Annotated in this window: 20 protein-coding genes; 12 read left to right on the forward strand and 8 right to left on the reverse strand. The window is 73.7% G+C overall.

Annotated features, from left to right (window positions below; genetic code table 11):
* Positions 1-34 precede the first annotated feature (34 nt).
* Complete coding sequence (locus ACFEMC_RS00230) at positions 35-622, reverse strand: helix-turn-helix domain-containing protein (RefSeq protein ID WP_380172449.1); 588 nt, start codon at positions 620-622, stop codon at positions 35-37.
* A gap of 63 nt (positions 623-685) precedes the next feature.
* Between ACFEMC_RS00230 and ACFEMC_RS00235 the strand changes: the two genes are divergently transcribed.
* Positions 686-1,807, forward strand: coding sequence for an SDR family oxidoreductase (locus tag ACFEMC_RS00235; RefSeq protein ID WP_380172451.1), 1,122 nt, complete (start codon positions 686-688; stop codon positions 1,805-1,807).
* Here the strand turns inward: ACFEMC_RS00235 and ACFEMC_RS00240 are convergent.
* Positions 1,777-2,286, reverse strand: coding sequence for a PAS domain-containing protein (locus ACFEMC_RS00240; protein WP_380172453.1), 510 nt, complete (start codon positions 2,284-2,286; stop codon positions 1,777-1,779). The two genes, ACFEMC_RS00235 and ACFEMC_RS00240, sit on opposite strands and share 31 nt — an antisense overlap.
* A 120-nt stretch (positions 2,287-2,406) precedes the next feature.
* Between ACFEMC_RS00240 and ACFEMC_RS00245 the strand changes: the two genes are divergently transcribed.
* From ACFEMC_RS00245 to ACFEMC_RS00255, 3 genes are all read left to right on the forward strand, one after another.
* Complete coding sequence (locus ACFEMC_RS00245; protein ID WP_380172455.1) at positions 2,407-4,662, forward strand: molybdopterin-dependent oxidoreductase; 2,256 nt, start codon at positions 2,407-2,409, stop codon at positions 4,660-4,662.
* A 53-nt stretch (positions 4,663-4,715) separates the two neighbouring features.
* Positions 4,716-5,369 carry a GNAT family N-acetyltransferase gene (locus ACFEMC_RS00250; protein WP_380172457.1) on the forward strand — a complete coding sequence of 218 codons (654 nt, stop codon included), beginning with the start codon at positions 4,716-4,718 and terminating at the stop codon, positions 5,367-5,369.
* A gap of 147 nt (positions 5,370-5,516) precedes the next feature.
* Positions 5,517-7,325 (forward strand): hypothetical protein, encoded by a 1,809-nt coding sequence (locus ACFEMC_RS00255; RefSeq protein ID WP_380172459.1) that lies wholly within the window; start codon positions 5,517-5,519, stop codon positions 7,323-7,325.
* Between the two features lie 6 nt (positions 7,326-7,331).
* Here ACFEMC_RS00255 and ACFEMC_RS00260 read toward each other — a convergent pair whose 3' ends face one another.
* Positions 7,332-8,609: an MFS transporter gene (locus ACFEMC_RS00260; RefSeq protein ID WP_380172461.1), complete on the reverse strand. Its 1,278-nt coding sequence runs from the start codon at positions 8,607-8,609 to the stop codon at positions 7,332-7,334.
* A gap of 181 nt (positions 8,610-8,790) precedes the next feature.
* Here ACFEMC_RS00260 and ACFEMC_RS00265 point away from each other — a divergent pair, with 181 nt between their 5' ends.
* The 6 genes from ACFEMC_RS00265 (at position 8,791) to rplI (ending at position 14,433) form a co-directional block, all read left to right on the forward strand.
* Positions 8,791-11,124 (forward strand): transglycosylase domain-containing protein, encoded by a 2,334-nt coding sequence (locus ACFEMC_RS00265; RefSeq protein ID WP_380172463.1) that lies wholly within the window; start codon positions 8,791-8,793, stop codon positions 11,122-11,124.
* A 14-nt stretch (positions 11,125-11,138) separates the two neighbouring features.
* Positions 11,139-12,563 (forward strand): glycosyltransferase 87 family protein, encoded by a 1,425-nt coding sequence (locus tag ACFEMC_RS00270; RefSeq protein WP_380172465.1) that lies wholly within the window; start codon positions 11,139-11,141, stop codon positions 12,561-12,563.
* A 218-nt stretch (positions 12,564-12,781) separates the two neighbouring features.
* Positions 12,782-13,078 (forward strand): 30S ribosomal protein S6, encoded by a 297-nt coding sequence (gene rpsF / locus ACFEMC_RS00275; protein WP_367637934.1) that lies wholly within the window; start codon positions 12,782-12,784, stop codon positions 13,076-13,078.
* Positions 13,078-13,665 carry a single-stranded DNA-binding protein gene (locus ACFEMC_RS00280; protein ID WP_380172467.1) on the forward strand — a complete coding sequence of 196 codons (588 nt, stop codon included), beginning with the start codon at positions 13,078-13,080 and terminating at the stop codon, positions 13,663-13,665. Before rpsF ends, ACFEMC_RS00280 begins: the two co-directional genes overlap by 1 nt.
* 64 nt (positions 13,666-13,729) lie before the next feature.
* Positions 13,730-13,966 (forward strand): 30S ribosomal protein S18, encoded by a 237-nt coding sequence (gene rpsR / locus ACFEMC_RS00285; protein WP_012085900.1) that lies wholly within the window; start codon positions 13,730-13,732, stop codon positions 13,964-13,966.
* A 14-nt stretch (positions 13,967-13,980) separates the two neighbouring features.
* Positions 13,981-14,433, forward strand: coding sequence for a 50S ribosomal protein L9 (gene rplI / locus ACFEMC_RS00290; protein WP_380172468.1), 453 nt, complete (start codon positions 13,981-13,983; stop codon positions 14,431-14,433).
* Between the two features lie 72 nt (positions 14,434-14,505).
* Here the strand turns inward: rplI and ACFEMC_RS00295 are convergent, their stop codons facing one another.
* The 3 genes from ACFEMC_RS00295 to ACFEMC_RS00305 form a co-directional block, all read right to left on the reverse strand.
* Complete coding sequence (locus ACFEMC_RS00295) at positions 14,506-16,065, reverse strand: SulP family inorganic anion transporter (protein ID WP_380172470.1); 1,560 nt, start codon at positions 16,063-16,065, stop codon at positions 14,506-14,508.
* Positions 16,062-16,655 carry a carbonic anhydrase gene (locus ACFEMC_RS00300; RefSeq protein ID WP_380172472.1) on the reverse strand — a complete coding sequence of 198 codons (594 nt, stop codon included), beginning with the start codon at positions 16,653-16,655 and terminating at the stop codon, positions 16,062-16,064. The genes ACFEMC_RS00295 and ACFEMC_RS00300 overlap by 4 nt, the downstream gene beginning before the upstream one ends.
* A 302-nt stretch (positions 16,656-16,957) precedes the next feature.
* Positions 16,958-18,283 carry an MATE family efflux transporter gene (locus ACFEMC_RS00305; RefSeq protein ID WP_380172474.1) on the reverse strand — a complete coding sequence of 442 codons (1,326 nt, stop codon included), beginning with the start codon at positions 18,281-18,283 and terminating at the stop codon, positions 16,958-16,960.
* Between the two features lie 511 nt (positions 18,284-18,794).
* On the opposite strand from ACFEMC_RS00305, the gene ACFEMC_RS00310 reads away from it, so the two are divergent.
* Complete coding sequence (locus ACFEMC_RS00310) at positions 18,795-22,589, forward strand: replicative DNA helicase (RefSeq protein ID WP_380172476.1); 3,795 nt, start codon at positions 18,795-18,797, stop codon at positions 22,587-22,589.
* Here ACFEMC_RS00310 and ACFEMC_RS00315 read toward each other — a convergent pair.
* Positions 22,559-23,365 carry a methyltransferase domain-containing protein gene (locus ACFEMC_RS00315; RefSeq protein WP_380172478.1) on the reverse strand — a complete coding sequence of 269 codons (807 nt, stop codon included), beginning with the start codon at positions 23,363-23,365 and terminating at the stop codon, positions 22,559-22,561. The two genes, ACFEMC_RS00310 and ACFEMC_RS00315, sit on opposite strands and share 31 nt — an antisense overlap.
* Positions 23,366-23,464: 99 nt before the next feature.
* Between ACFEMC_RS00315 and ACFEMC_RS00320 the strand changes: the two genes are divergently transcribed.
* A complete protein-coding gene (locus ACFEMC_RS00320; protein ID WP_380172480.1) occupies positions 23,465-24,454 on the forward strand; it encodes an LLM class flavin-dependent oxidoreductase in 990 nt (329 codons plus the stop codon).
* Positions 24,455-24,458: 4 nt separating this feature from the next.
* On the opposite strand, the gene ACFEMC_RS00325 is transcribed toward ACFEMC_RS00320, so the two are convergent.
* Positions 24,459-25,016: an HD domain-containing protein gene (locus tag ACFEMC_RS00325; RefSeq protein WP_380172482.1), complete on the reverse strand. Its 558-nt coding sequence runs from the start codon at positions 25,014-25,016 to the stop codon at positions 24,459-24,461.
* Positions 25,017-25,053: the final 37 nt, after the last annotated feature.

A 25,053-nucleotide genomic window follows, 5' to 3' on the forward strand; every position in this document is an offset into this window, starting at 1 on the left:
TCACCAAGCGTGCATAGATGGTCGCACTCCGAGGTCAGCGCGGCGCGGTCACGACCAGGTAGCGCGCCGTCGTGTCGTCCCGGGCGCGGAAGGTGCAGTCGGCCGGGGGGCCGAGCTGGACGCCGTCGCCCGTCGCGAGGACGTGCGTCACAGCGCCCTCGCTGAGCTCCAGCGTGCCGTCGAGGACCCACACCTGCTGGTGGATGCGGGCGTACGCGGCGGCCGGGTACGTCACGGCCGCCCCCGCCGGCAGCTCGATCTCGGTGAGCTCGAGGTGACTGCCCGCGGGGGACAGGGACCGGCGGCGGTACCCGCTGGCGGGGTCCGTCCACACGGGGACGTCGGCGGCGCGCACGACCCGCTCGTCCTCGCGCACGGGTCCCTCGACGCGGGCGAACAGCTCCGACAACGTCAACCCCAGCGGTCCGCAGAGCCGGCCCAGCAAGGCCGCCGACGGTTGCGACGCCCCGCTCTCCACCTTCAGCACCGCGCCCCGGGAGACGCCGGCGGCCTCGGCGAGGGCCGCGGTGCTCAGGCGGAGGTCCAGTCGGGCGGACCGCAGCTCACGAGCCAGCCGGGCGCCGAACCCCTGGGTGGTGTCGGCGGTACCGTCGTCGTCCACCCCTCCACTGTAGTGAGCACTCCAGTGAGCGCCCGTCGGGTCGATGTGCCTACCGTGGTGAGCATGGCTGCCCCTTCCCCCCACCCCGACCGTGCCCCCGTCCCCGTGCGGACCCCTCCGGAGGGCGCGCACGCCCTCGTCGTCGGCGCCACCGGGATCACCGGCACCGCCCTGGCCGAGCAGCTCGTCGCCGCCGGGTGGCGCACCTCGGGCCTGTCCCGGCGCCCGCCCACGGTCGACGGGGTCGAGCACGTGCGCGCCGACCTGTTCTCCCGCGACAGCCTCGAGCGCGAGCTCGCCGGTCTGGCCCCCACGCACGTCTTCGTCACGGCCTGGGCGCGGCAGGAGACCGAGGCCGAGAACGTCCGCGTCAACGGCGGCATGGTCCGCGACCTGCTCGCGGTGCTCGGTGCGCAGGGGTCGGTCCGGCACGCCGCCCTCGTCACGGGGCTCAAGCACTACCTGGGGCCGTTCGAGGCGTACGGCCAGGGAAACCTGCCGGACACCCCGTTCCTCGAGGACGCCCCGCGGCTGGACGTGGAGAACTTCTACTACGCGCAGGAGGACGAGCTGTTCGCCGCGGCCGAGCGCCACGGGTTCGGCTGGTCGGTGCACCGCGCGCACACCGTCACCGGGTTCGCCGTCGGCAACGCCATGAACCTCGTCCCGACCCTCGGGGCCTACGCGGCCGTCGTCCGCGCCACCGGCCGGCCCTTCGTCTTCCCGGGCTCGCGCACCCAGTGGGACGGCGTCGTCGACCTCACCGACGCCGGGCAGCTCGCCGACCACCAGCTGTGGGCGGCGACGACTCCCGAGGCCGCAGACACCGCGTTCAACGTCGTCAACGGCGACGTCGTGCGCTGGCGCCGGCTCTGGCCGCGGCTGGCCGGGCACCTCGGCGTCGAACCGCAGGGACCGGGCGAGGAACCCCTGACCCTCACCGAGCAGATGCGCGACGCCGAACCCGTCTGGGCCCGGCTGGTGGCAGAGCACGGCCTGGTCGAGGAGGACCTGTCCAAGGTCGCGTCGTGGTGGCACAGCGACTCCGACCTCGGCCGCGACGTCGAGGTGCTGGCCGACATGACCCGCAGCCGGCTGGCCGGGTTCACCGGGTACGTGAGCACCGAGCGCGCCCTGCTGGGGCTCGTGGACCGCTACCGCGAGGCGCGCGTCCTGCCCGCCTGAGACCAGGCGCGGCGCTCGGCCTCGAGGAAGCGGTCGTGCGCCGCGTGCGCCGTCACCCGCGACGTCACGTCGACCTGGTAGCCGGCGACGTGGGTGACGTCCCGACCGCCGTGGCGGATGGGGGCCAGCAGCAGCTCGTTCCAGAAGACGGAGCCGTCCGCGCGGCGGTTCAGCAGCGTCTCGCGGATCGGCTCGCCCCGCTCCAGGGCCTCCCGGATGCGGGCCCGGGAGCTCTCGCTCGTCTGGTCGGTCTGCAGGAAGCGGCAGTTCGCCCCGAGCACCCGGTGGGCGGCGTAGCCCGTCAGGGTCGTGAAGGCCGGGCTCACCCAGCAGATCGGCACGTCGTCGGCGCGGGCGTCGGAGATGACGAGGGAGACGCCGGCGGCGTCCAGGGCCGCCTGCTCGTAGCCGACGAGACCGGGCAGGACGCTGGCGTCGAGGGCGGGCGGTCGACGGGGGCCGTCGGGAGCTGGGGACATCGAGGCCTCTCTCGCCCGCCGGGCGGGGAGTTCCACCCTCCCTCGATGATGCCCTCATCACCCGTTCGGCGCAGCGGAACCGTCCGACCGGTGCAGTCGCCGGTGCCCGACACTGGGGGCGTGAGCATCCCGCACTCCTCGCACTGGGGGGCCTTCTCCGCCGTCCCGACCGACGGCGGCCTCCAGGTCCTCCCGCACCCGGACGACCCCGAGCCGTCCGCCCTGCTCGCCAACGTCGCCGTCGCGGCGACACCGACGGCGCGGGTGCTGCGCCCGCACGTGCGCCGCGGCTGGTGGGAGGACGGCCCGGGCCCGGACGAGCGGCGCGGCCGCGACGAGTTCCTGCCCGTGGAGTGGGACGAGCTGCTCGACCGGGTCGCGGGGGAGTACCGCCGGGTCCTGGACGAGCACGGACCGCGCGGGGTCTACGCCGGGTCCTACGGCTGGGCCAGCGCCGGGCGGTTCCACCACGCCCAGAGCCAGCTGCACCGGTTCTCGCACGTCCTCGGCGGCGCGGTCCGCTCGTCGTGGACCTACAGCCACGGCGTCGGCGAGGTCCTCATGCCGCGCGTCGTCGGCAACCAGGAACCCCTCATCTCCCCGACGTCCTGGACGAGCGTCGAGGAGCACACCGACCTCGTCATCGCGTTCGGCGGGCTGCCCGCGAAGAACTCCGAGGTCGCCAGCGGCGGGATCAGCCGGCACGAGGTGGCCGGCCGGTTGCGCGGCGCCCGCCGGCGCGGGGCCGAGTTCGTCCTCGTCTCGCCCCTGCGCGACGACCTCGCCGCGGAACTCGGGGCGCAGTGGCTCGACGTCGTGCCCGGCACCGACGCGGCGCTGCTGCTGGCGATGTGCCACGTCCTGCGCGCCGAGGGCCTGCACGACACCGAGTTCCTGCGCCGCTGCACCACGGGCTCGGAGGAGTTCCTCGCCACCCTCGACCCGTTCACCCCCGAGTGGGCCGAGGGGATCACCGGGATCCCCGCGGGGACCGTCCGGAACCTCGCACGACGGGCCGTCCGCGGGCGGACGATGGTCACCGTCAGCTGGTCCGTGGCCCGCACCCGGTTCGGGGAGCAGCCGCTGTGGGCGGCCGTCGCGTTCGCCGCCATGGTCGGGCAGATCGGCCTGCCCGGCGGAGGTTTCGGCCACGGCTACGCCTCGACCGGTGGGGTCGGCAAGCGGGCGGGTTCCTACCCGCTGCCGACGTTCCCGCAGTTCGCCGACCCGCTGCGGGTGCGCATCCCGGTGGCCCGCATCGCCGACGCCCTGCTGCACCCGGGGGAGGAGTACGACGTCGACGGACGCCGCGAGACGTACCCGCACCTGCGGCTCGTGCACTGGGCCGGCGGGAACCCGTTCCACCACCACCAGGACCTCTCCCGGTTGCAGCGCGCGTTCCGCGCCGCCGAGACCGTCGTCGTCCACGAACCGTTCTGGACGGCCACCGCCCGGCACGCCGACGTCGTGTTCGCCTCGACGACGACGTTGGAGCGCAACGACATCGGCGCCGCCCGGTACGACGACCGGCTCATCGCCATGGGCCGGGTCCACGAACCCCTCGGACGGGCCCGCGACGACTACGACGTCCTCGCCGGCTTGTCGCAGCGCCTCGGCACGGGCGAGCGGTTCACCGAGGGACGCACGGGCGAGGAGTGGGTCGAGCACCTGTGGGAGGAGTGGCGCGCCGGACCCGCGGCCCGCGCCGGGATCACCGCCCCGCCGTACGCCGAGTTCGTCGCAGCCGGCGAGTTCGTGCTGCCGCCCGAACCCGCCGAGAAGGTGATGTTCGCCAGCTTCCGCGCCGACCCCGAGACGTTCCCGCTGCGGACGCCGAGTGGCCGCGTGGAACTGCACTCCGAGACCGTCGCGGGTTTCGGCTACGACGACTGCCCCGGCCACCCCGTCTGGCTGGCGCCCGAGGAGCTCCCCGACGCGGAGTTCCCGCTGCACCTGGTGGCGAACAACCCGGCGACGCGACTGCACAGCCAGCTCGACCACGGCGCCACGTCGCAGGCGGGGAAGGTCGCCGGTCGCGAACCCGTCCGGATGCACCCCGACGACGCCGCCGCCCGGGGCCTGGGCGCCGGTCAGGTCGTCGTGCTGCGCAGCCGCCGGGGGAGTTGCCTCGGAGGGCTCGTGCTGTCCGACGCCGTCCGCCGCGGCGTCGTGCAGATGTCCACGGGCGCCTGGTTCGACCCGGTCGCCGGCGCGGCCGCCGGCGTCACGTGCGGGCACGGGAACGTCAACGTCCTCACGCGCGACGTCGGCTCCTCGCGCCTGGCGCAGGCCTGCACCGGCCAGCACGCGACCGTCGAGGTGAGCGCGTTCGACGGTGCCCCGCCGCGGGTGACGGTGTTCGACCAGCCGTCCTGACGCCGGGGGAATCCGGTGGCGGCCGGCGGGTCGCCCGGGACAGCATCGGGAGGGTGCTGCCCACCGACCTGCACCCGTTCGCCGCCCTGCGCCTGACCGTCCCCCGCCCCGACGGGGACGTCGAGCTGCGCACCGGGGACCTCGAGGGCGTCGTCGAGCTGTCCCGGGTGGCCGCGCGCGGGGTGCACGCCGCGGACGCCATGCCCTTCGCGTTCCCGTGGAGCGACTGCGACCCCGACGAGCGGGCGCGGCGCACGCTGCGCTGGCAGCTCGGCGGCTGGGCCTCGTGGACGCCGGAGGACTGGCGCATCGACTTCGTCGTCCGCCGCGCGGGGGCCGTGGTCGGCACGCAGTCGCTGGAGGCCCGCCACTTCCGCCTGCTGCGCGAGGTGACCACCGGGTCGTGGCTGGGGCTCGAGCACCAGGGCCGCGGGACGGGCACGCTCATGCGGACCGCCGTCCTGCACCTGGCCTTCGTGGGACTGGCAGCGGTGCGCGCCCGCAGCGACGCCTTCCTCGACAACCCCGCGTCCCTGGGCGTCTCGCGCCGGCTCGGCTACACCGACGACGGGCAGCGCACCGTGGTCCGCCGGGACGCACCCGTCGTCGGCCAGCGGCTGCGCCTGGAGGCCGCCGACTGGGGCGCCCGGGCACGGCCCGCCGTGCAGGTGGAGGGGCTCGAGCCCGCCCGGGCCGCGCTCGCTTAGCGTGCCGGGTCCCGGATCTCAACCCCTAGGTCCTCGGATGGGCCGAACGGGTCGGCGGGACGCCCCGGTTGGGGCATCATGGGCCTCCGAACACGGCGCACCGCCCGCGAGGGCGCGCAGCGCCGCCGAGGTGCGGAGGAGCCGCAGGTGACGACCGAGGGATGGCCTGACGACAGGCTCACCTCCCCCGACGTCCCGTCCCTCGTGCGTCACCACGCCGGGCCGGTCGAGGACCCCGACCGCTACGAGCTGCTGGGTGAGGCCGAGGGCGCGGACGAGGCGTGGCACGTCCTCGACCACCGCGCCCAGGCGGGTGAGGCCCTGTTCACCCTCGCCGCCCTGCGCCCGCGCGCCGTCGACGACCTCGAGGTGCGGCACGCGCCGGACCCCGAGGACGAGGACGGGGCCGAGGCGGTCTCGGAGGAGGTCTCGCCCGAGGAGCTGTGGCGCGAACGCGCCGCGGGCCTGGCCCGCGTCCGGCACGCCCGCCTGGCCGGGGTCGTCGACACCTTCTCCGGTCCCGCGCCGCACCCGCCGGGGCAGGCGTCCACCGGCGGAGCCGACTGGAGCTACGCCGTCCTGGAGCAGGCCGCGGGCCGATCCGTCGCCGACTGGCTGCGCGACGACCCCGGAGCCGGTGTCGAGGAGCGGTTCACCGTCCTGGCCACCGCCGCCAGCGTCCTGTCCGAGCTGCACCGCGGCTCCGAGGACGCCCCGCCGCTCGTCCACGGCGACATCACCCCGCGCTCGGTCCGCCTCGGCGGTTTCTGGCCCGCCGACGGGGTCCGCCTCGCCGGCGCCAGCCTCGGTGGTCTGCGGCACGGCCCGCTGCAGCGGTCCCCGCACACCGTCTACACGGCTCCGGAGGTCCGCGCCGGTGCGCTGCCGTCCGCGGCCAGCGACGTCTTCGGCTTCGGCGCCACGGCCCTCTTCGTGCTGACCGGCACGGCGCCGGCCACCTCCCCCGACGGGGTGGTCGACCCCGCCCTGGTCCGCCGGCAGCTGGGCGCCGCCCCGCTCACCGCGCCCCACCCGGGCCTGGCCGACCTGTTGCTGCAGGCGCTGTCGCCGGACCCGGCGCAACGTCCCGACCGGTTGCCGGCGTGGGTCAACGGCATGCGGGCCTTCGTCGAACCCCGCACCTCCCTCGACCCCTACGACGGGCAGTCCGCCCCGACGCAGTTCGTCCCCGTCGCCCCGGTGGGGGCGACGCGGTCGCTGCCCAAGCGGCCGGTCGTGGTCGTCGTGGGGGCGCTGCTGCTCGCGACCGCGGGCACGGCCGTGGCCATCACCGCCGTCCAGCAGGGCACGCTGCGCGACGTCCCGAACCCGGTCGCGATCGTCCAGCCCCCGCAGGAGTCGAGCACCCTGCCGACCAGCTCGGTGCCCCAGCCCGCGACGACGGCCGGCGACGCCGCGCCGAGCACCGCCCAGCAGTCGCGTGGCGGAGGCGGCCAGGCCCCCTCGACCCGGCGCAGCACGTCGGCCGGGCAACCCTTGAGCGGAGCCCCGTCGGAGGTCTCGCCGGCGGTGCCGTCGAGCGTCCCCGGCCAGCCCGCGCCCGTCGGGACGCCCGCCCCCTCGGGTCAGGGCCCGACCGCCGGGGTGATCCCGCCGGTGACGGGACCCACGTCGAACCCCCCGACGACGAACCCGCCCACGACGGCGCCGCCGACGACGACCCCACCGACGACGCCGCCCACGACCAACCCGCCGACGACGGTCCCCCCGACGATCCGTCCGCCCACGCGGAGGCCCCCCGTGGTGACGCCACCCGTGGTGACGCCGCCCGTGGTGACGCCGCCGCCGGTGACCCTGCCGGGGACGCCCGGTCCCACGACGACCCAGTCGACGACCGTCACGCCCCTGCCCACGCCGACGGGCACGGCGACGGGCACGGAGACGGGCACGGCGCCCGACCCGACCCTGCCCCGGGGCGAAGGCCAGACCCCCTGAGCCGCCTCAGACCGTGACGCGGCTGCGGCCACGTCCCTGCAGGAGCGCGCACCCGACGTAGCCCAGTCCCAGCACGACGGCCACCGCCCCGAGCCGCCCGTCGGCGGGGACGAGCACCACCGCGGCCGCGCAGGCCAGGCAGTAGCTGACGTTGAAGACGAGGTCGTAGGCCGTGAACACCCGGCCGCGGTAGGCGTCGTCGACGCTGCGCTGCACGACGGTGTCGACGCCGATCTTGGCGCCCTGGCCACCCAGCCCCAGCAGTCCTGCGGCCACGGCCAGCAACGGCTGCGACGCCGTCAGGCCCAGCACGACCTGCGCGACCCCGGCCAGCAGCAGGCACCCCGCGATCCACCGGTGCACCCGGCCGCCGCCCGCGCCCCACGGCGCGAGCACGGCCGCCAGACCCGCGCCCACGGCCACCGCGGCGAGCAGGACCCCCAGCGCTGCGAGCCCCGCCGACGGGTCGTCCTCGGCGGCCAGGACCCGGCGGCACAGCACGACCATGGCGACCGTCGTCAGCCCGAACGACCAGCGGTGCCAGGCGACGAGCCCGAGCGCCGCGGCCGCGGGGACGCGGTCGCGCAGGTGCCGGACGCCCGCGACGACGTCGGCAGCGCTGTCCCGCACGGTGCGACGGGCCGCGCCGACCGCGCCGGGCGGTGGACCCAGCAGGGTCCTCGGGAAGGCGAGGGCGACGACCCCCGACACCGCGTAGGCCAGCGCCGCGACGCCCAGCGCACCGACGTCGGCGCCCGACCCCGTCCCCAGCGACGCCGTCACGGCGACCGTGGCGGTGGCCCCCGCGGCCGCGGCGACGGTCCCGGCCGTCGGGGTCACGGAGTTGGCGAGCACGAACCGGTCGGGCGTCACGACGTGCGGCAGGGCGGCGGACAACCCCGCCAGCAGCGCCCGGTTGACCGACAGCACCACGAGCGCGAGGACCCCCACGACGACGTCGGAGGACCCGGCGGCCAGCGCCCCCGCGCCCACCAGCGCGACGGCGGCGCGCAGCAGGTTGCCGTACCCGAGCACCGAGCGCCGCGGACGGCGGTCCAGCAGCACCCCCGCCCACGGCCCGACGACGGTGAACGGCAGGAGCAGCACCGCGGAGGCGAACGCGACGGCCGCGGGGGTGGCCTGCCGTTCGGGGGAGAAGAAGAAGAGGGACGCGAGCCCGGCCTGGAAGGCCCCGTCGGCCGCCTGTCCGGTCAGCCGGACCGCCATGAGGTGCCGGTAGCGGCGTGTGCGGAGCAGTCCACCGAGCTCGCGCAGGACCGCCACCGGCACACCGTAGCGAGCCCGTGGGCGCCCGTCGTGAGCGCCGTGGCGGGGCTGTGGAGGTGTCGTGCGGACCGGACCGGGCCCTCGCCGACGGCGGGCGACCCCCCTCCTCCGACGCATACTGGAGCGGCAGCTGCCGATGGAAGGCTGCCCCACCCCACCGCTGGAGGACCAGACCCCCGTGGCTTCGCGACGCCCAGCTCCCGTCCCGCCGCACCGTCCCGCCGCCCGTCAGGGGGCCGGCGCCGGTCGCCGGCCGGCCCGTCGTCGACCGCGTCGCCGGGCCGTGCTGGGCTGGATCCTGGGGCTGTTCGTCGCCGGGGTGGCGCTCGCCGTCGGGGGCTTCGCGGCGGCCTACGAGCTGGTCAAGGTTCCGGACCCGAACAAGCTGGCCGACGCCCAGACGAGCACCGTCTACTTCGCCGACGGCACGACCGAGCTCGGCACGTTCGCCGCGCGCAACCGCGAGAACGTCACGCTCGACCAGGTCCCCGACCACGTGCAGAAGGCCGTCCTCGCCGCCGAGGACCGCACCTTCTACGAGAACCGCGGCGTCTCCCCGACGGGCATCGCCCGCGCGCTGTGGACGAACGTCAGCGACGGCACGACGCAGGGCGGCTCGACGCTGACCCAGCAGTACGTGAAGAACTACTACCTGACGGACCAGCAGTCCTACACGCGCAAGTTCGAGGAGTTCTTCATCTCCTTGAAGATCGACCAGCAGCAGTCGAAGGACGAGACGCTGCAGAACTACCTCAACACCGTGTACTTCGGGCGCGGGGCCTACGGCATCCAGGCTGCAGCGCAGGCCTACTTCGGCGTGGACGCCTCGCAGCTGAACGTCTCGCAGGGTGCGCTCCTCGCGGCACTGCTCAAGGGCCCCGGCAACTACGACCCCCGCAAGGGGGATGAGCAGGCCGCGGCCGCGAAGGCCCGCGTCGACTACGTCCTCGACGGCATGGTCTCCGAGGGCTGGCTGTCCCCGGCCGACCGCGCCCAGGCGGGCCTGCCCGAGACGATCGAGCAGCAGCCGAACACCCAGTGGCGGGGCACGAACGGGTACCTGCTCAAGACCGTGCAGGACGAGCTGACCGGCAAGGTCGGGCTGTCGGAGGAGGACATCGAGCGCGGCGGTCTGAAGATCGTCACGACGTTCGACCCCAAGGCGCAGGCCGCCGCCGTCCAGGCCGTCCAGGACCAGCTGCCGTCGAAGGTGCCCGAGGGGTTCCACGTGGCGCTGTCGGCGATCGACCCGAAGACCGGTGGCGTCACCGCGATGTACGGCGGGTCGGACTACCTCTCCAACCAGTTCAACGACGTGACGCAGGCCCGGGCGCAGCCGGGCTCGACCTTCAAGCCGTTCGCTCTCGTGGCGGGGCTCGAGGACGGCATGTCGCTGCGGACCACCTTCAACGGCTCCAGCCCGCAGACCATCGACGGCTGGCCCGCCCGCAACTACGGCAACGAGCAGTTCGGACGCATCGACCTCATCACCGCCACCGAGCACTCCGTGAACACCGTCTACGGCCAGCTCAACGAGGAGGTCACCCCCGCCAAGACGCGCGACGTCGCGGTGGCGGCCGGCTACCCCCAGGACACGCCGGGCCTCGAGGGCGACCAGTACATCTCCAACGTGCTCGGCACCTCGGCGCCGCACCCGATCGACGTCACCCAGGCCTACGCGACGTTCGCGGCCCAGGGACAGCGCACGGCGTGGCACACCATCGCCACCATCGACGACTCGACCGGCGCGCGGACCTACACCGCGTCGCCCACGACGCAGCAGGCGTTCCCCAGCGACGTCGCGGCCGACGCGACCTACGCGCTGCAGCAGGTCGTGAAGTCCGGGACCGGTTCGTACGCCGGCAGCAGGCTCGGGCGCCCCGCGGCCGGCAAGACCGGGACGACCAACGACAACCTCGCCGCGTGGTTCGCGGGGTTCACCCCGGACATGGCGGCCAGCGTGGCCCTCTTCCAGACGACGGCCGACGGGACGAAGAACGTCTCCCTCGACCTCGGTGGCGGGGAGGTGACGGGCGGGTCCTACCCCGTCCGCATCTGGACGGCGTTCATGCGCGCCGCCCTCCAGGGCACGCCGAAGAGCGACTTCCCGGACCGGGCGAACGTCGGCACCTCGCGCGGCTCGTCCTCGGACTCCTCGTCCTCCTCGGGCTCCTCGGGCTCCTCGTCGTCCACCTCGTCCTCTTCGACGCAGGCGCCGACGCCGAGCGACACGCCCACGCAGACCGCCACGCAGTCCCCGACGGACTCGCCGACCGGCAGCCCGACGGGTGACCCGACGCCGTCCGGTGAGCCCTCCGGCGGGGCGACCAGCCGGCCGACGTCCGGCTCCGGCCGGCCCACCGAGACCGGTCGTCCGAGCGCCACCGCCACCGGCGGGGACGGCACCGGAGGCCAGGGCCAGGGACGGGACCAGGCGCGCGCTGACGCCTCGCCGGACCCGGCCGCCGCGAGCGCCGGTGGTGCGGCGAGCGGCGCGGCGACGGCCGGGTAGGGGAAGCTGCAGGGGTGAGCTCGCAGACCCCCGACGCCGGCCCGGTCCCGGAGGCGCAGGTGCCCTCCGTGCCGCCCACCACGGTGGACGCCCTGGCCCGCCAGGGCAGCGAGTTCCTCGGCGGCCCGGCCGGCCGACGCCTCGGCGGGGACGGGCCCTGGTGGGTGCGGGCGCTGCCCGTCTCCCTCGTGCTCGCCACGGTCGCCGTGGCCCTGGGCGCCGTCACCAAGCACCACTGCCGCGCACAGGGCTGGAACAGCCCCGACCAGTTCGTGCACGCCTGCTACTCCGACCTGCCGGTCGTCTACACGTCCTCCGGGCTGGCCTCCGGCGGCGGCCCCTTCTCCGCCGGCGTGAACCTCGACCAGCCGCCGCTGACGGCGTTCCTGTCCTGGCTCGTCGCCCGGGTGGCACCGCACGAGGTGACCGTCGCCGCCCAGCGCACCTACTTCGACGCCGCCGCGGTGCTGCTCCTGCTCGCCGCCCTCGCCCTCGTCGTCTCCCTGCACGCCGTCACCGGCCGGCGCCGCGGCTGGGACACCGTCCTGCTCGCCGCGAGCCCCGTCCTCGTGCTCACCTCGCTGCTGTCCTTCGACCTCGCGGCCGTCGCCCTGGCCACCGCCGGGCTGGCCTGCTGGGCCCGGCGCCGTCCCGTCGCGGCGGGCGTCCTGCTCGGCCTGGCGCTCGCGGCCCGCCTGTACCCGGTGCTGCTGCTCGTGGCGCTGGTCCTCCTGGCGGTGCGGACCGGGCGCCGCCGCGCGGCGGCGACGACGGTCGGGACGGCGGCCGGCGTGTGGCTCGCGGTGAACCTGCCCGTCGCGCTGACCGCCTCGACCGCCTGGGCCGCCCCGCTGCGGTCCTTCCTGGACCAGCGGGCGGGCTACGGCTCGTTGTGGCTGCTGCCCCAGCTCGTCCAGCAGTCCGTCGGGGCGAAGGACGCCTCGGGTCTGCCCGGTGGGGCCGTGGTCGTCCTGACGCTCGGGGCGTGGGTCGTCTGGGTGCTCCTCGTCGCGGTCTTCGTCCTGTGGGCACCGCGCCGGCCACGGCTGGCCCAGGTGGCGTTCCTGCTGGTCGCCGGGTTCTGCGTCCTGGGCGCGTCCTTCCCGCCGCAGGCCTCGCTGTGGTTGCTGCCGCTGGCGGTGCTCGCCGTGCCGCGCTGGCGCGACCACCTCCTGTGGTGGGGCGCGGAGGCCGCCTACTTCGGGGCCGTCTGGCTCTACATCGCGGGACAGACGAACACCGACCGCGCGCTGCCGCCCGAGCTCTACTCGGCCGTCCTGCTCGCCCGCACGGCGGCGGTGGCGTGGCTGGTCGTGTGCGTCGTCCGCGAGGTGCGGCGCCCGGCGGACGACCCCGTGCGCGCCACCCGCGGTCTGGACGACCCCACGGGCGGTGACTTCGACCGGGCGCCCGACGCGCTCGTCGTCCGGGTCGCCTGACGTCCCGGGCTCCCCAGCACCCGGCGTCGCCGGGCCTGTGGACGGCCGGGCGGGGGCGGGCCGACGCGGCGGCACAGTGGACGCCGTGGGGCCGGTAGACTCGTCGGGTTCCCCTCCTCGTCGTGGCACGTCCACGGGCGCGGGTGGGGGGCAGACACGCACCGAGACCCTCCTGCCACGGAGAGACCGTGGCCGCCTGAGACCGAAGGAGGTGGGGAATGAGCGCGCGTCAGTACGAGCTCATGGTGATCCTCGACGCGGAGCTGGAAGAGCGGACCGTTGGTCCCTCGCTCGACCGCTTCCTCAACGTGGTTCGCCAGGGTGGTGGCGAGGTCGGCAAGGTCGACATCTGGGGCCGCCGCCGGCTCTCCTACGACATCAAGAAGAAGTCCGAGGGCATCTACGCCGTCGTCGAGCTCACCACCGAGCCCGCCGTCGCGCAGGAGCTCGACCGTCAGCTGAACCTCAACGAGAGCGTTCTGCGGACCAAGCTGCTGCGAGCCGAGGCTGCCTGATGGCGGGTGAAACCGTCATCACCCTGATCGGGAACCTCACGAACGACCCCGAACTGCGCTTCACCCCGTCCGGTGCGGCGGTGGCCAACTTCACGGTCGCCTCCACGCCCCGCTCCTTCGACCGTCAGTCGAACGAGTGGAAGGACGGCGAGACGCTGTTCATGCGCTGCGCGATCTGGCGGGAGGCGGCGGAGAACGTCGCCGAGTCGCTCACGCGGGGCACGCGGGTCGTGGTGACCGGTCGGCTGCAGTCGCGCACCTTCGACACGAAGGAAGGCGAGAAGCGCACCGTCATCGAGATGCAGGTCGACGAGGTCGGCCCCTCGCTCCGCTACGCCACGGCGAAGGTCAACAAGACCTCGCGCGGTGGGTCCGGCGGCGGCGGTGGTTTCGGTGGCGGCGGCGGGTTCTCCGGCGGCGGCAACGGCGGTGGCAACGGCGGCGGTGGCGGCGGCTGGGGCGGCGGCTCCGGCGGTGGCGCACCGCAGCAGCAGGACGACCCCTGGGCCACCGGCCCGTCCGGCGGGAGCCAGGGCGGTGGCGGCGGCGGTTGGGGCGGCGCGTCGAACGACGACCCGCCCTTCTGACAGCTCTGAACACCATTCCATCCCAGGTCTGACGCCTGGGCTCTCACGAGAGGGGAGCACCACGATGGCCAAGGTGCCCGTGCGCAAGCCCAAGAAGAAGCAGAACCCGCTGAAGGCCGCCAAGATCGAGGCGGTCGACTACAAGGACACGGCGCTCCTGCGCAAGTTCATCTCCGACCGCGGCAAGATCCGCGCGCGTCGGGTGACGGGCGTGTCCGTCCAGGAGCAGCGTCAGATCGCCAAGGCGATCAAGAACGCTCGTGAGATGGCGCTGCTGCCCTACAGCAGCTCCGCGCGCTGAGAAGGGGTCACGAGATGAAGCTCATCCTCACCCACGAGGTCACCGGCCTCGGGACCCCCGGCGACGTCGTCGAGGTCAAGGACGGCTACGGCCGCAACTTCCTGCTGCCCCGCAACCTGGCCACCCCGTGGACCAAGGGCGCGGAGAAGCAGATCGACGTGATCCGCAAGGCCCGCAAGGCCCGCGAGATCGCCTCGCTCGACGACGCCAAGGCCGTCAAGCAGTCGCTCGAGTCCCGCACGGTGGCCTTCGCCGCCCGGGCCGGCCGCGGTGGTCGCCTCTTCGGCGCCGTCACCCCGGCCGACGTGGCGCAGGCGGTCTCGGCCGCCGGTGGCCCGTCGATCGACAAGCGCAAGGTCGAGATCCTGCAGCCGATCAAGACGACCGGCACGCACAAGGCTCTCGTCCGCCTGCACGCGGACGTCTCCGCGACGGTGACCATCGACGTCGTCGAGGCCACCGCCTGAGTCGGGTCTGCTGAACGACCGGAGGCCGGTCGCACCCCTGGGGTGCGGCCGGCCTCCGTCGTTCTCGGGGGGTCAGGCCCGTTGTCCCGCGGGTTCCGGCCCCGCCGTCCGGACGCTCACCTGCGCGCCCCGCGCCTCGCGCTGCTCCACGAACGTCTCGAGCGCTTCCCGGCAGGCCCGGTCCAGCTTGTCGGGTTCGGCCAGGTGCACGGTGAGGGGCCGGTCCGCGGGGACCGACTCCAGGGTGTCCGCCAGCTGCGGCAGCCGGACGAACGTCGCCGAGCCGGAGACCTCCAGGTGCACCTCGCCGGCCTCCTCGCGGACCCGGGTGCGCAGGCTGCTCGCCTGGACGGCGGCCTTGACGAGGGACAGCACGAGGCCGACGGCGACGCCCTCGAGCAGGTTCAGCGTGAGGATGGCGACGATCGTCACGACGGTGATCGCCACCTCGCTGCGCGAGGTCCGCCACAGCGCCCGGAACGGGATGCCGGCGACGAGCTTCCACCCGGCCTGGACGAGGACGGCGGCCAGCGCGGCCATCGGCACGAGGCCCAGGAGGGCGGGGGCGGCGAGGGCGAAGACGGCCAGCCAGACGCCGTGCAGCACGCCGGACGCCTTGGTCTTGGCGCCGGAGTTCACGTTGGCGGAACTGCGGACGATGACGGCCGTCATGGGCAGGGCCCCGAGCATGCCGCAGACGCCGTTGCCGACGCCCTGCGCGACGAGCTCCTTGTCGTACTGGGTGCGCGGGCCGGTGTGCATCCGGTCGATCGCCGAGGCCGAGAACATGCTCTCCGCGCTGGCGATCAGCGCGACGGTGACGGCGGCGCCGAGGACGGCCAGCGGGGCCAGGCCCTCCAGCGACGCGGGTGTCAGCGGCGTCACCACCGACAGCAGGGACTGCACCTCCACGCGGTCGACGTCCAGGCCGGCCCCCACGGTGACGACGGTCGCGAGCAGGACCGCGACGAGCGGTCCGGGGACGACCCGCAGGCGCGCGGGGGCGTGCTTCCACAGCCGCAGGACCAGCAGCGATCCGACACCGACCCCCAGGGCGGTCAGCGCGCGCGGGTCGCCGGGCAGGCTCGCCAGCGCCGCCGGGTAGCCCGCGACGTTGGCGACGGGGTTGCCCTCCTGGGGCCGGTCGGCGAGGAGGTAGACCTGGCCGAGGACGAGCGTGAGGCCGATCCCGGCGAGCATCCCCTGCACGACGGCCGTCGAGACGGCGCGGAACCAGCGGCCCAGGCGTGCGAGCCCCAGGCCGATCTGGATCAGGCCGGCCAGCAGGACGACCGCGCCGAGCGCCTTCAGGCCCTGTGAGCCGACGATGTCGGCGACGAGGACGGTCAGGCCGGCGGCCGGGCCGGAGACCTGCAGGCTGCTGCCGGGCAGGGAGCCCACGAGGATGCCGCCGACGATCCCGGTGACGAGGCCGAGCTCGACCGGGACGCCGGAGGCGACGGCCACCCCCGCGCACAGGGGCAGGGCCACGAGGAAGACGACGATGGAGGCGCGCAGGTCGGCGCCGGCGTGGGGCTTCCACGCGCTCCACGGGCTCGGCCGGGGGGTGTCGTCCTGGGGATCGGTCGCGCGGTGCCACTGGGTGGGCACGGCGCCCTCACGGGCGCTCACAGCGCGACGAACGCGTCGGCGGTGGCGTCGTGGCGCAGGACCTGACCCCGGGTGAGGTCGATGAACCACGGGTGGACGGTCACGTCCTCGTCGACGGCCGGGTGCGTCGTGAGGGCCTCGACCTGGTGCAGGACGTGCTGCTGGACGGCCACGGCGAGCGGGGGCGCGCCGTCGAGGCGCTCGGGGGTGTCGTCGTCGGTCGGCACGCGCAGCGGGGCCAGCCAGCCGCTGACCTCCGGGACGGGCACGGGCGGGACCTCACGGCCCACGAGGGCGCTCACGGCGCCGCACCCCGAGTGCCCGGCCACGACGACATCGCGGATGCCGAGGACCTCCACGGCGTACTCGACGGTGGCCTGTTCCGCCCCGGGCCGGCCGGGGGTGTACTCGGGGACGATGCCGCCGGCGTTGCGGAGTTCGAACACCTCTCCGGGGCCGGAGCCGAGGATGGCCTCGGGGACCACCCGGGAGTCGGAGCACGTGATGAGCAGCACCTCGGGGTGCTGCGGGGCGGCGAGCTTGGCGTAGCGCTCGGGGTCGGCGCTCACGGTCTGGGGGAAGCGGCGGGCGGCGTTCAGCAGGGATTGCACGGCGGCTCCTCGATGCGCGTGACGGACGGCGTCTCGGGTTTCGTCGGGTCGATCCGACTGTCGGTCGTTTGATTACTTCCCGCAACGAATCACTACTCTTCGTCGCGACGAGGTTTCACCCTGCCACGCGCGTCGGAGTTGTCCACCTGCACCGGTTGTGGGTGATGTCACAGCTGATCCAGGTTTCGAGCTCTTCTAGAGGAACGTCGGATGCGTTGTGCGACAACGCTTCCTGGCGGACGCGACAGGTTCCCTGGGATCCCGCCCGTTGGTTCGCGTCGACGTGGTTCTTCAGATCCGCTTCAGGAAGGGCTGACCGCTCCCGTGACCATCCACGCGTCGCGACGTTCCCGCCGCACCAGCGTCACGAGGCGCGCGAGCGTGTAGAGACCGGCGAACGCGATCCACAACCACACCAGTCCCCACCGTCCCGACGGCGCGAGCCAGAGCACCGCGAGAGCGGCCGGCACGTAGCAGAGCAGGGTGACGACGCCTGCCCCGGCGAGGTAGCGGCCGTCGCCCGCGCCGATGAGGACGCCGTCGAGGACGAAGACCCATCCGGCCGCCGGGAGGCAGACCGCGAGCACGACCAGGGCGGCCACCAGGAACTCCCGCACCTCGCCCTCGGGGGCGAAGAACCCGGCGAGCAGGGGACTGGTGAGACCGACGAGGAGCCCGAGTCCGACACCCACCGCGACGCCCCACTGCACCATGCGCCGGATCGTCGACCGCACGCCCGCGACGTCCCCCGCCCCCAGCGACCGGCCGACGAGCGCCTGCGCCGCGATGGCGAGGGCGTCGAGGGAGAGCGCCGTGGTGGTCCACACCGTGTTCGCGACCTGGTGCGCGGCGATGCCGGCGTCGCCCTGGGCGGCCGCCACGAACGTCGTCAGCAGGGCCGCGACGCGCAGGGTCACGGTCCGCACGAGCAGCGGGACGCCGTCGCGGGCGTTGCGCAGGACCCCGAGGGGGTGGGGGCGGACCCGAGCCCCGGTGCGCAGGACGCCGCGCGTGACGACCACGGCGAGCGCGACGGCCATGAGCAGCTGCGTCGTGGCCGTGCCGACGGCCGAGCCGGCGATGCCCCAGCCGACGCCGTGGACGAGGAGCAGGTTGAGTCCGGCGTTGAGGACGGCGCCCGCGGCGGCCACGACGAGGGGGGTGCGGGTGTCCTGCAGCCCGCGCAGCACGCCGGTGGCCGCGAGCACGACGAGCATCCCCGGCAGCCCGGGCAGGCTCCAGTGCAGGTACGTGAGGGCGTAGGGCCGGGCCTGCTCGCTGACGCCGAGGAGGTCCACGACCGGGCCGGAGCCGAGACGCAGCGCCACCGCGACGACGACACCGAGCCCGAGGGCGAGCCAGAGACCGTCCACGCCCTGGGCCAGCGCGCCCCGCAGGTCCCCCGCACCGAGCCGCCGCGCGACGGCCGCCGTCGTCCCGTAGGCGAGGAAGACGAACACGCTCACCGCGGTCGCCAGGACCGCCCCGGCGATGCCGAGACCGGCCAGGGGCAGGGTCCCCAGCCGGGCGACGATGGCGGAGTCGGCGAGCAGGAAGAGCGGTTCGGCGACCAGTGCGCCCAACGCGGGGACGGCCAATCGGAGGATCTCGGCATCACGCTCCGTCACCTTGAGCCCTCTTGACAGAGCGTTACCGAACCGCAACCGAAGCCACTTCCCCTCGTCCGGACGAACGAACTCGTCTCCACACCTGGTGGACAACCTGTGGGCAGCATCGTCCCAGGTCAGCGGCCTCGCGGCCCCGGACACCCCGGGAAGTCGCCGCGTTGTCCCCAGCGTTGTCCACCCCCTGTGCACAACGGTCCCCACCCCGTCCACAGCCTGTCCACCGCCCTGTGCACAGGGTGGTTTGACCTGTCCCCGGGTCGTCGGTCACTGTGCCGCGTGGACGTGTCGGAGCCGTCCGCTACACCTGCGACGAGGGATCGTCACGGTGACGTCTCCGAGGGAAGTCCGAGGGAAGAGGCCTGCCGCTGTGACGACGTACGACGAGCCACCGGTCGACTTCGGACCTCCCCCTGAGGACGACGGCCCCCGGGGTGGCCGCGGTCGCGGCGGACGTGACGGTGGACGGGACGGCGGGCGCGGCCGGGAGTCGCGCGGTGAGTCCTTCGACCGGATGCCTCCGCAGGACATCGCCGCCGAGCAGGGCGTGCTCGGCGGGATGATGCTGTCCAAGGACGCCATCGCCGACGTCGTCGAGGTCATCAAGAGCCAGGACTTCTACCGCCCGGCCCACGAGCTGATCTACGACGCGATCCTCGACCTGTACTCCCGCGGTGAGCCGGCCGACCCCGTCACCGTCTCCGCGGAGCTGACGAACAAGGGTGAGCTGACCCGCGTCGGCGGGACGCCGTACCTGCACGACCTCATCTCGACCGTCCCGACGGCCGCCAACGCCGCCTTCTACGCCCGGATCGTCGCCGAGCGTGCCGTCCTGCGCCGCCTGGTCGAGGCGGGCACCCGCATCGTGCAGATGGGCTACGGCTCCGACGGCATGGACGTCGAGGCCGTCGTCAACAGCGCGCAGGCCGAGATGTACGCCGTCACCGAGAAGCGGACCAAGGAGGACTACGCGGTCCTCGGGGACGTCATCGAGGGCACCATCGACGAGATCGAGGCGAGCTCGCACCGCGGCGAGGGGATGGTCGGCGTGCCGACCGGCTTCGCCGACCTCGACAACCTCACCAACGGCCTGCACCCCGGTCAGATGATCGTCATCGCGGCGAGGCCGGCTGTGGGCAAGGCCCTGGCTCTCGACACGCCGCTGCCGACGCCGACGGGCTGGACGACGATGGGCGAGGTCGCCGTCGGCGACGAGCTCCTCGGCGCGGACGGTCGTCCCACGACCGTCGTGGCCGCGACGGACGTCATGGTCGACCGCCCCTGCTACGAGGTGCACTTCTCCGACGGCAGCGTGATCGTCGCGGACGAGCAGCACCAGTGGCTGACGACGACTCGCGCCTCCAGGAGGTCTGCAGCGAAGACTCCCGGCTCGGTGCGAACGACCGGAGAGATCGCGGCGAGCCTCCGGGTGACGAGCGCCGATCACCGGCTCAACCACGCCGTGCCCCTCACGGCTCCGCTCGCTCTGGCCGAACGCGAGCTCCTCATCCCTCCCTACGTCCTCGGGGCGTGGTTGGGTGACGGACACAGCGCCTCGGCGCGCGTCACCACAGCGGACCCGGAACTCGTCGTGCACCTCGAGGCCGAGGGTCTCGAGGTCAAACCGCTCGGGAACCTCTCGTACTCCCTGTGCCTCCCCAAGAACGTCGTGGAGGCGCGCGCGTGCGTCGTGTGCGGAGGCGAGTTCCTTCCGCGCACCTCCCAGGTGAAGACCTGCGGTCGGAGCTGCGGGGGCAGAGCGAAGCTCGTGGGAGGCTGGAGCGTTCAGCCCAGCTGCCCCTCGTGCGGGCGTCGGTCGAGCGGGTTCGCGCTGTGCGCTGCGTGTCGTGCTGGGACCGGAACGTTGCAGGCACGGCTGAGGACCATCGGTGTCCTCGGGGACAAGAACGTTCCCACCGAGTACTTGCGGGCTTCCGAGGCTCAGCGGCGTGCCCTCCTGGCGGGGCTGCTCGACACGGACGGCACCGTTGCGCCCTCGGGCGTCGTGCAGTTCGCGGTGACGTCACGGCGTCTCGCGTGCGGGTTCCGGGAGCTCGTGCACAGTCTCGGGTACCGGTCCGGATGGAGCGAGAAGCCGGTCAGGGGCAGGTTGAAGGAGAGCTCGATCTCCTACACCGTCACCTTCAGCACCGACGACGATGTCTTTCGGCTGGAACGCAAACGGTTGGTGCACAAGGACCGCCGCGTGCGCACCTTCCACCGTCGGGACACTCGGTTCATCACCGACGTGCGGTCTGTGCCCTCCGTTCCTGTGCGTTGCGTGGAGGTCTCCAACGAGGAGCACTTGTACCTCGCGGGTCGGACGATGATCCCGACCCACAACTCGACGCTGGGACTGGACATCGCCCGAGCCGCCTCGATCAAGCACGGCCTGGCGTCCGTCATCTTCTCCCTGGAGATGGGGCGCAACGAGATCGCGATGCGCCTGCTGTCCGCCGAAGCCCGTGTCCCGCTGCAGAAGATGCGCAAGGGGAGCATGGACGACGCGGACTGGACGCGGTTCGCCCGCACCATGGGTTCGATCAACGAGGCGCCGCTCTACATCGACGACTCCCCGAACATGTCGCTCATGGAGATCCGGTCGAAGTGCCGGCGTCTGAAGCAGCGGGCTGACCTGAAACTCGTCATCGTCGACTACCTCCAGCTCATGACGTCCGGCAAGCGCGTCGAATCGCGCCAGCAGGAGGTCTCCGAGTTCTCCCGTGCCCTCAAGCTCCTGGCCAAGGAGATCGAGGTCCCGGTCATCGCGTTGTCGCAGCTGAACCGTGGTCCCGAGCAGCGCACCGACAAACGGCCGATGGTCTCGGACCTTCGCGAATCGGGTTGCCTGACGGCGGACACCCGGGTCCTGCGCGCCGACACCGGCGCGGAGACGACCATGGAGGAGTTGTTCGCCCTCCAGGCGCGCGACGTCCCCGTGTGGGCGCTCGACGAGTCGCTGCGCTACGTGCGGCGGCACCTCACCCACGTCTTCCCCACCGGTGTGAAGCCGGTCTTCCGGCTGCGCACGGCGTCCGGCAAGGAGGTGCGGGCGACGGCGAACCACCCGTTCCTCACGTACGACGGGTGGAAGCCCCTGGGAGATCTCGCCGTGGCGGACCGGCTCGCCGTCCCCCGCCACGTCCCCGGACCGGAGAAGGTGGCAGCCTGGACCGACGACCTCGTCGTCCTGTTGGCACACCTCATCGGCGACGGGTCGTTCGTGCGGCGTCAGCCGTTGCGCTACGCCAGTGTCGACGAGGAAAACCTGGCCGCGGTGGCTGCTGCCGCAGCGAGCGCCTTCTCCATCACCGCCGTGCGGGACGAGTACGCCGCGGCACGCTGCACCTCCCTTCGGCTCCCGGCGCCGTACCGCCTCACCCACGGCCGACGGAATCCGCTGGCGGAGTGGCTCGATGATCTCGGGCTCTTCGGGCGGCGCAGCTACGAGAAGTTCGTGCCCGAGGAGGTGTTCCACCTCCCCAAGCGGCAGATCGCGCTCTTCCTCCGCCACCTGTGGGCCACCGACGGCAGCGTGACCGTGACCACGGGGGGCCGAGGAGGCCGGGTCTACTACGCCTCGACGAGTCGGCGTCTCGTCGACGACGTGTCCCGATTGCTGCTCCGCTTCGGCATCTCCGTGCGCGTCCGCAAGACGACCAAGAAGCAGAACCACCGACCCGGCTACACGCTCGACGTGTCGGGTGTCGACGACCAGCGGCGCTTCCTGAACGAGATCGGAGTTCACGGAGCGCGAGGTGTCTCGGCGCAGCAGCTGCTCGACATCATCCGCGACGTCCCGGCCAACACGAACGTCGACACCGTGCCTCGCCAGGTGTGGGACGACGTCCGGCGACTTCTGACGGAGAAGGGGATGAGCCACCGCGAGTTCGCAGCGGCCATGGGCTCGTCCTTCTGCGGCAGCACCCTGTGGAAGCACGCTCCCTCGCGAGAACGGCTCGGACGCGTCGCGCAGGTCCTTGGCAGCGCCGAACTGGACGTCATGGCCGTCAACGACGTGCTCTGGGACGAGATCGTCGCCATCGAACCCGACGGCGAGGAACAGGTCTACGACGCCACCGTCGTCGGCGGCCACAACTTCGTCGCCAACGGCATCGCCGTCCACAACTCGATCGAGCAGGACGCCGACATGGTCATCCTGCTGCACCGCGAAGACATGTACGAGAAGGAGTCTCCCCGTGCCGGGGAGGCGGACTTCATCGTCGCCAAGCACCGCAACGGCCCCACGGACACGATCACCGTCGCGTTCCAGGGGCACTACTCGCGGTTCGTCGACATGGCGACCTGAGAGGTCCCCACCCGCACGCTGACCACCCGGCTGCCGTCCCCGTCGTCGTCCAGATCGTCGTCGTCGCTGGACGCGACGGGTAGGACCTCCGCGACCAGCCCGTGGTCCCGAGCCCACGCCGCCGCGGGGCCGGTCTGCTCCTCGTCGAGCTCGGTGAACAACCGGCCCCGGGTGGTCAGCCGGTCGGCAGCCGCGGCGAGGACTCGTCGCAGCACGTCGAGGCCGTCCAGCCCGCCGTCGAGGGTCCGGCGGTCCTCGTGCTCGCGCATCTCCGCGGGCAGGTGCGCGATCTCAGCGCTCGGCACGTAGGGGACGTTGGCGAGCACCACGTCGAACCGCAGCCCGTGCGGCACCGCGTCGAACAGGTCGCCGGTGTGCACGTGCGCACCGGGCAGGTTCTGGCGGGCGCAGGAGATCGCCGCGGGCAGCAGGTCGGTGGCGTGGACGACGAGGCCGGGCACCCGGTCGGCGAGCGTCCCGACGAGGGCGCCCGTCCCGCAGCCCAGGTCCAGCACGGTGTCGCCGGGGCGGGCGTGCGCGGCCGCGGCGTCGACGAGGGCCGCGCTGCGGTGCCGCGGCACGAAGACCCCCGGCGCGACGGCCCAGCGCCGGCCACCGAACGCGGCCCAGCCCAGGACGTCCTCGAGGCGCTCGCCGGCCACCCGGCGCGCCACCAGCGTCTCGACGTCGCCGTCGGCGGCGAGCAGGAGCTCGGCCTCGCGCTCGGCGAAGACGCTCCCGCTCGCCCGCAGTCGTCGCACCACCTCGGCGTCCACGCGCCCGAGTCTGGCAGGGGGTGGGGCCGCGGCCCGGAATCGACGGGACGTCCGCGCGGTTGGCACCTGCGGAAGCCACACCCTTCGAAAGGTCGCACCATGTCGCTCGCGCTCTCCGTCCTCGACCTGGCCCCCATCGCCCCGGGACAGTCGGCCGGCGACAGCATCGCGGCGAGCGTCGCGCTCGCGCAGGCCGCGGAGGAGCACGGCTACCGCCGCGTCTGGTACGCCGAGCACCACAACATGCCCACCATCGCGTCCTCGGCGCCCGCCGTCCTGATCGCCCACGTCGGGGCGAACACGTCCACCATCCGGCTCGGTGCGGGCGGCGTCATGCTGCCCAACCACTCCCCGCTGACCATCGCCGAGCAGTTCGGCACCCTCGAGGCGATGTACCCGGGGCGGATCGACCTCGGCCTCGGCCGCGCGCCCGGTTCGGACGAGGCCACCACCTACGCGCTGCGCCGCGACCCGTCGCAGTCGGCCCAGTTCCCCGAGGACGTCCTGGAGCTGCAGGCCTACCTCGCCGGGACGTCCCGCGTCCCGGGTGTGCAGGCGACGCCGGGCGGCGGTTCCGCGGTGCCGCTGTACGTGCTCGGGTCCTCGACGTTCGGGGCGCACCTGGCGGCCCGGTTCGGCCTGCCGTACGCGTTCGCCTCGCACTTCGCCCCGCAGCAGCTGCGCGCGGCGGTCGTCTCCTACCGCAACGAGTTCCAGCCGTCGGACCAGCTGGCCGAACCCCACGTCATCGCGGGGGTGAACGTCGTGGCGGCTGACACGACGACCGAGGCGCGGGAGTCGTTCGCGCAGGTGCAGCGGCGTTTCGCGACGTCCCTGTTCGGCCGCGGCCGCACGTTCACCGAGGCCGAGGTCGACATCCTCATGGAGACCGCCGCGGGTCAGCACGTGCAGCAGATGCAGCACTACTCCGCGGTCGGCACCCCGAGCGAGGTCCGCGAGTACCTGCAGGACTTCGCGCGCGAGGCGGGGGCCGACGAGCTCATCGTCGCCCACCAGGCCCTGTCCACCCCGGCGCGGCTGCGTTCGGTGCAGCTGACGGCCGAGGCGTTCGAGGGCGCCACCGTCTGAGGGGTCAGCGGACCGGGCCGAGCCGGGCCTGCACCCGCGCCACCGCGGCGCGCAGGAACGGTTCGCGCTCGGCGCGCGCCCGGAGCTCCACCTCGGGTGCCCCGCGGTGCCGGACGTGCAGGTCCCGCAACCGCTGGGCGAACGGCACGCGAAGCCCGTCCGGGGTCGTCGTCATGTCGCAGTAGAGCAGCGCGTCCGCGACGGGCCCGCCCTCGTCGGGGTAGACGTCGAGCAGGTCCTCCAGACCGCGTGCCCGCGCGAGGAACCGGGCGCCGCTGTGGTGTGCGACGAGACCGACGACGCGCAGCGGCCACCCCAGGCCCTTCAGGTGGTCGGCGCCGTCGAGGGGGTGGAACCCGGTGCGCTCCAGTGCGGGTGCGTACCCGACGTCGTGCAGGACGACGGCGGTGACCAGCAGGTCGCGGTCCTCGGCGGGCACGGTGCGGGCGATCTCCGCGGCCGTGCGCGCCGCTGTGGTGACGTGCGCCCACCGCTGGTCGACGTCTGCGAGGAGTTCGCGGGCCAGTGCCAGCGCTTCCTCGGTGCTCGTCTCGTCCATCATCCCGACTCCCCGCTGCTGGAGACTCCGTCGTCACCTG

Source organism: Kineococcus sp. DHX-1 (assembly GCF_042473625.1).
Classification (GTDB): domain Bacteria; phylum Actinomycetota; class Actinomycetes; order Actinomycetales; family Kineococcaceae; genus Kineococcus.

Bases quoted from the DNA above. Each gene is read 5' to 3' on its own strand.
- ACFEMC_RS00235 (WP_380172451.1), top strand. From the start codon at position 686: ATGGCTGCCCCTTCCCCCCACCCCGACCGTGCCCCCGTCCCCGTGCGG.
- ACFEMC_RS00240 (WP_380172453.1), bottom strand. From the start codon at position 2,286: ATGTCCCCAGCTCCCGACGGCCCCCGTCGACCGCCCGCCCTCGACGCC.
- rpsF (WP_367637934.1), top strand. From the start codon at position 12,782: ATGAGCGCGCGTCAGTACGAGCTCATGGTGATCCTCGACGCGGAGCTG.
- ACFEMC_RS00280 (WP_380172467.1), top strand. From the start codon at position 13,078: ATGGCGGGTGAAACCGTCATCACCCTGATCGGGAACCTCACGAACGAC.
- rpsR (WP_012085900.1), top strand. From the start codon at position 13,730: ATGGCCAAGGTGCCCGTGCGCAAGCCCAAGAAGAAGCAGAACCCGCTG.
- rplI (WP_380172468.1), top strand. From the start codon at position 13,981: ATGAAGCTCATCCTCACCCACGAGGTCACCGGCCTCGGGACCCCCGGC.
- ACFEMC_RS00310 (WP_380172476.1), top strand. From the start codon at position 18,795: ATGCCTCCGCAGGACATCGCCGCCGAGCAGGGCGTGCTCGGCGGGATG.
- ACFEMC_RS00320 (WP_380172480.1), top strand. From the start codon at position 23,465: ATGTCGCTCGCGCTCTCCGTCCTCGACCTGGCCCCCATCGCCCCGGGA.
- ACFEMC_RS00325 (WP_380172482.1), bottom strand. From the start codon at position 25,016: ATGATGGACGAGACGAGCACCGAGGAAGCGCTGGCACTGGCCCGCGAA.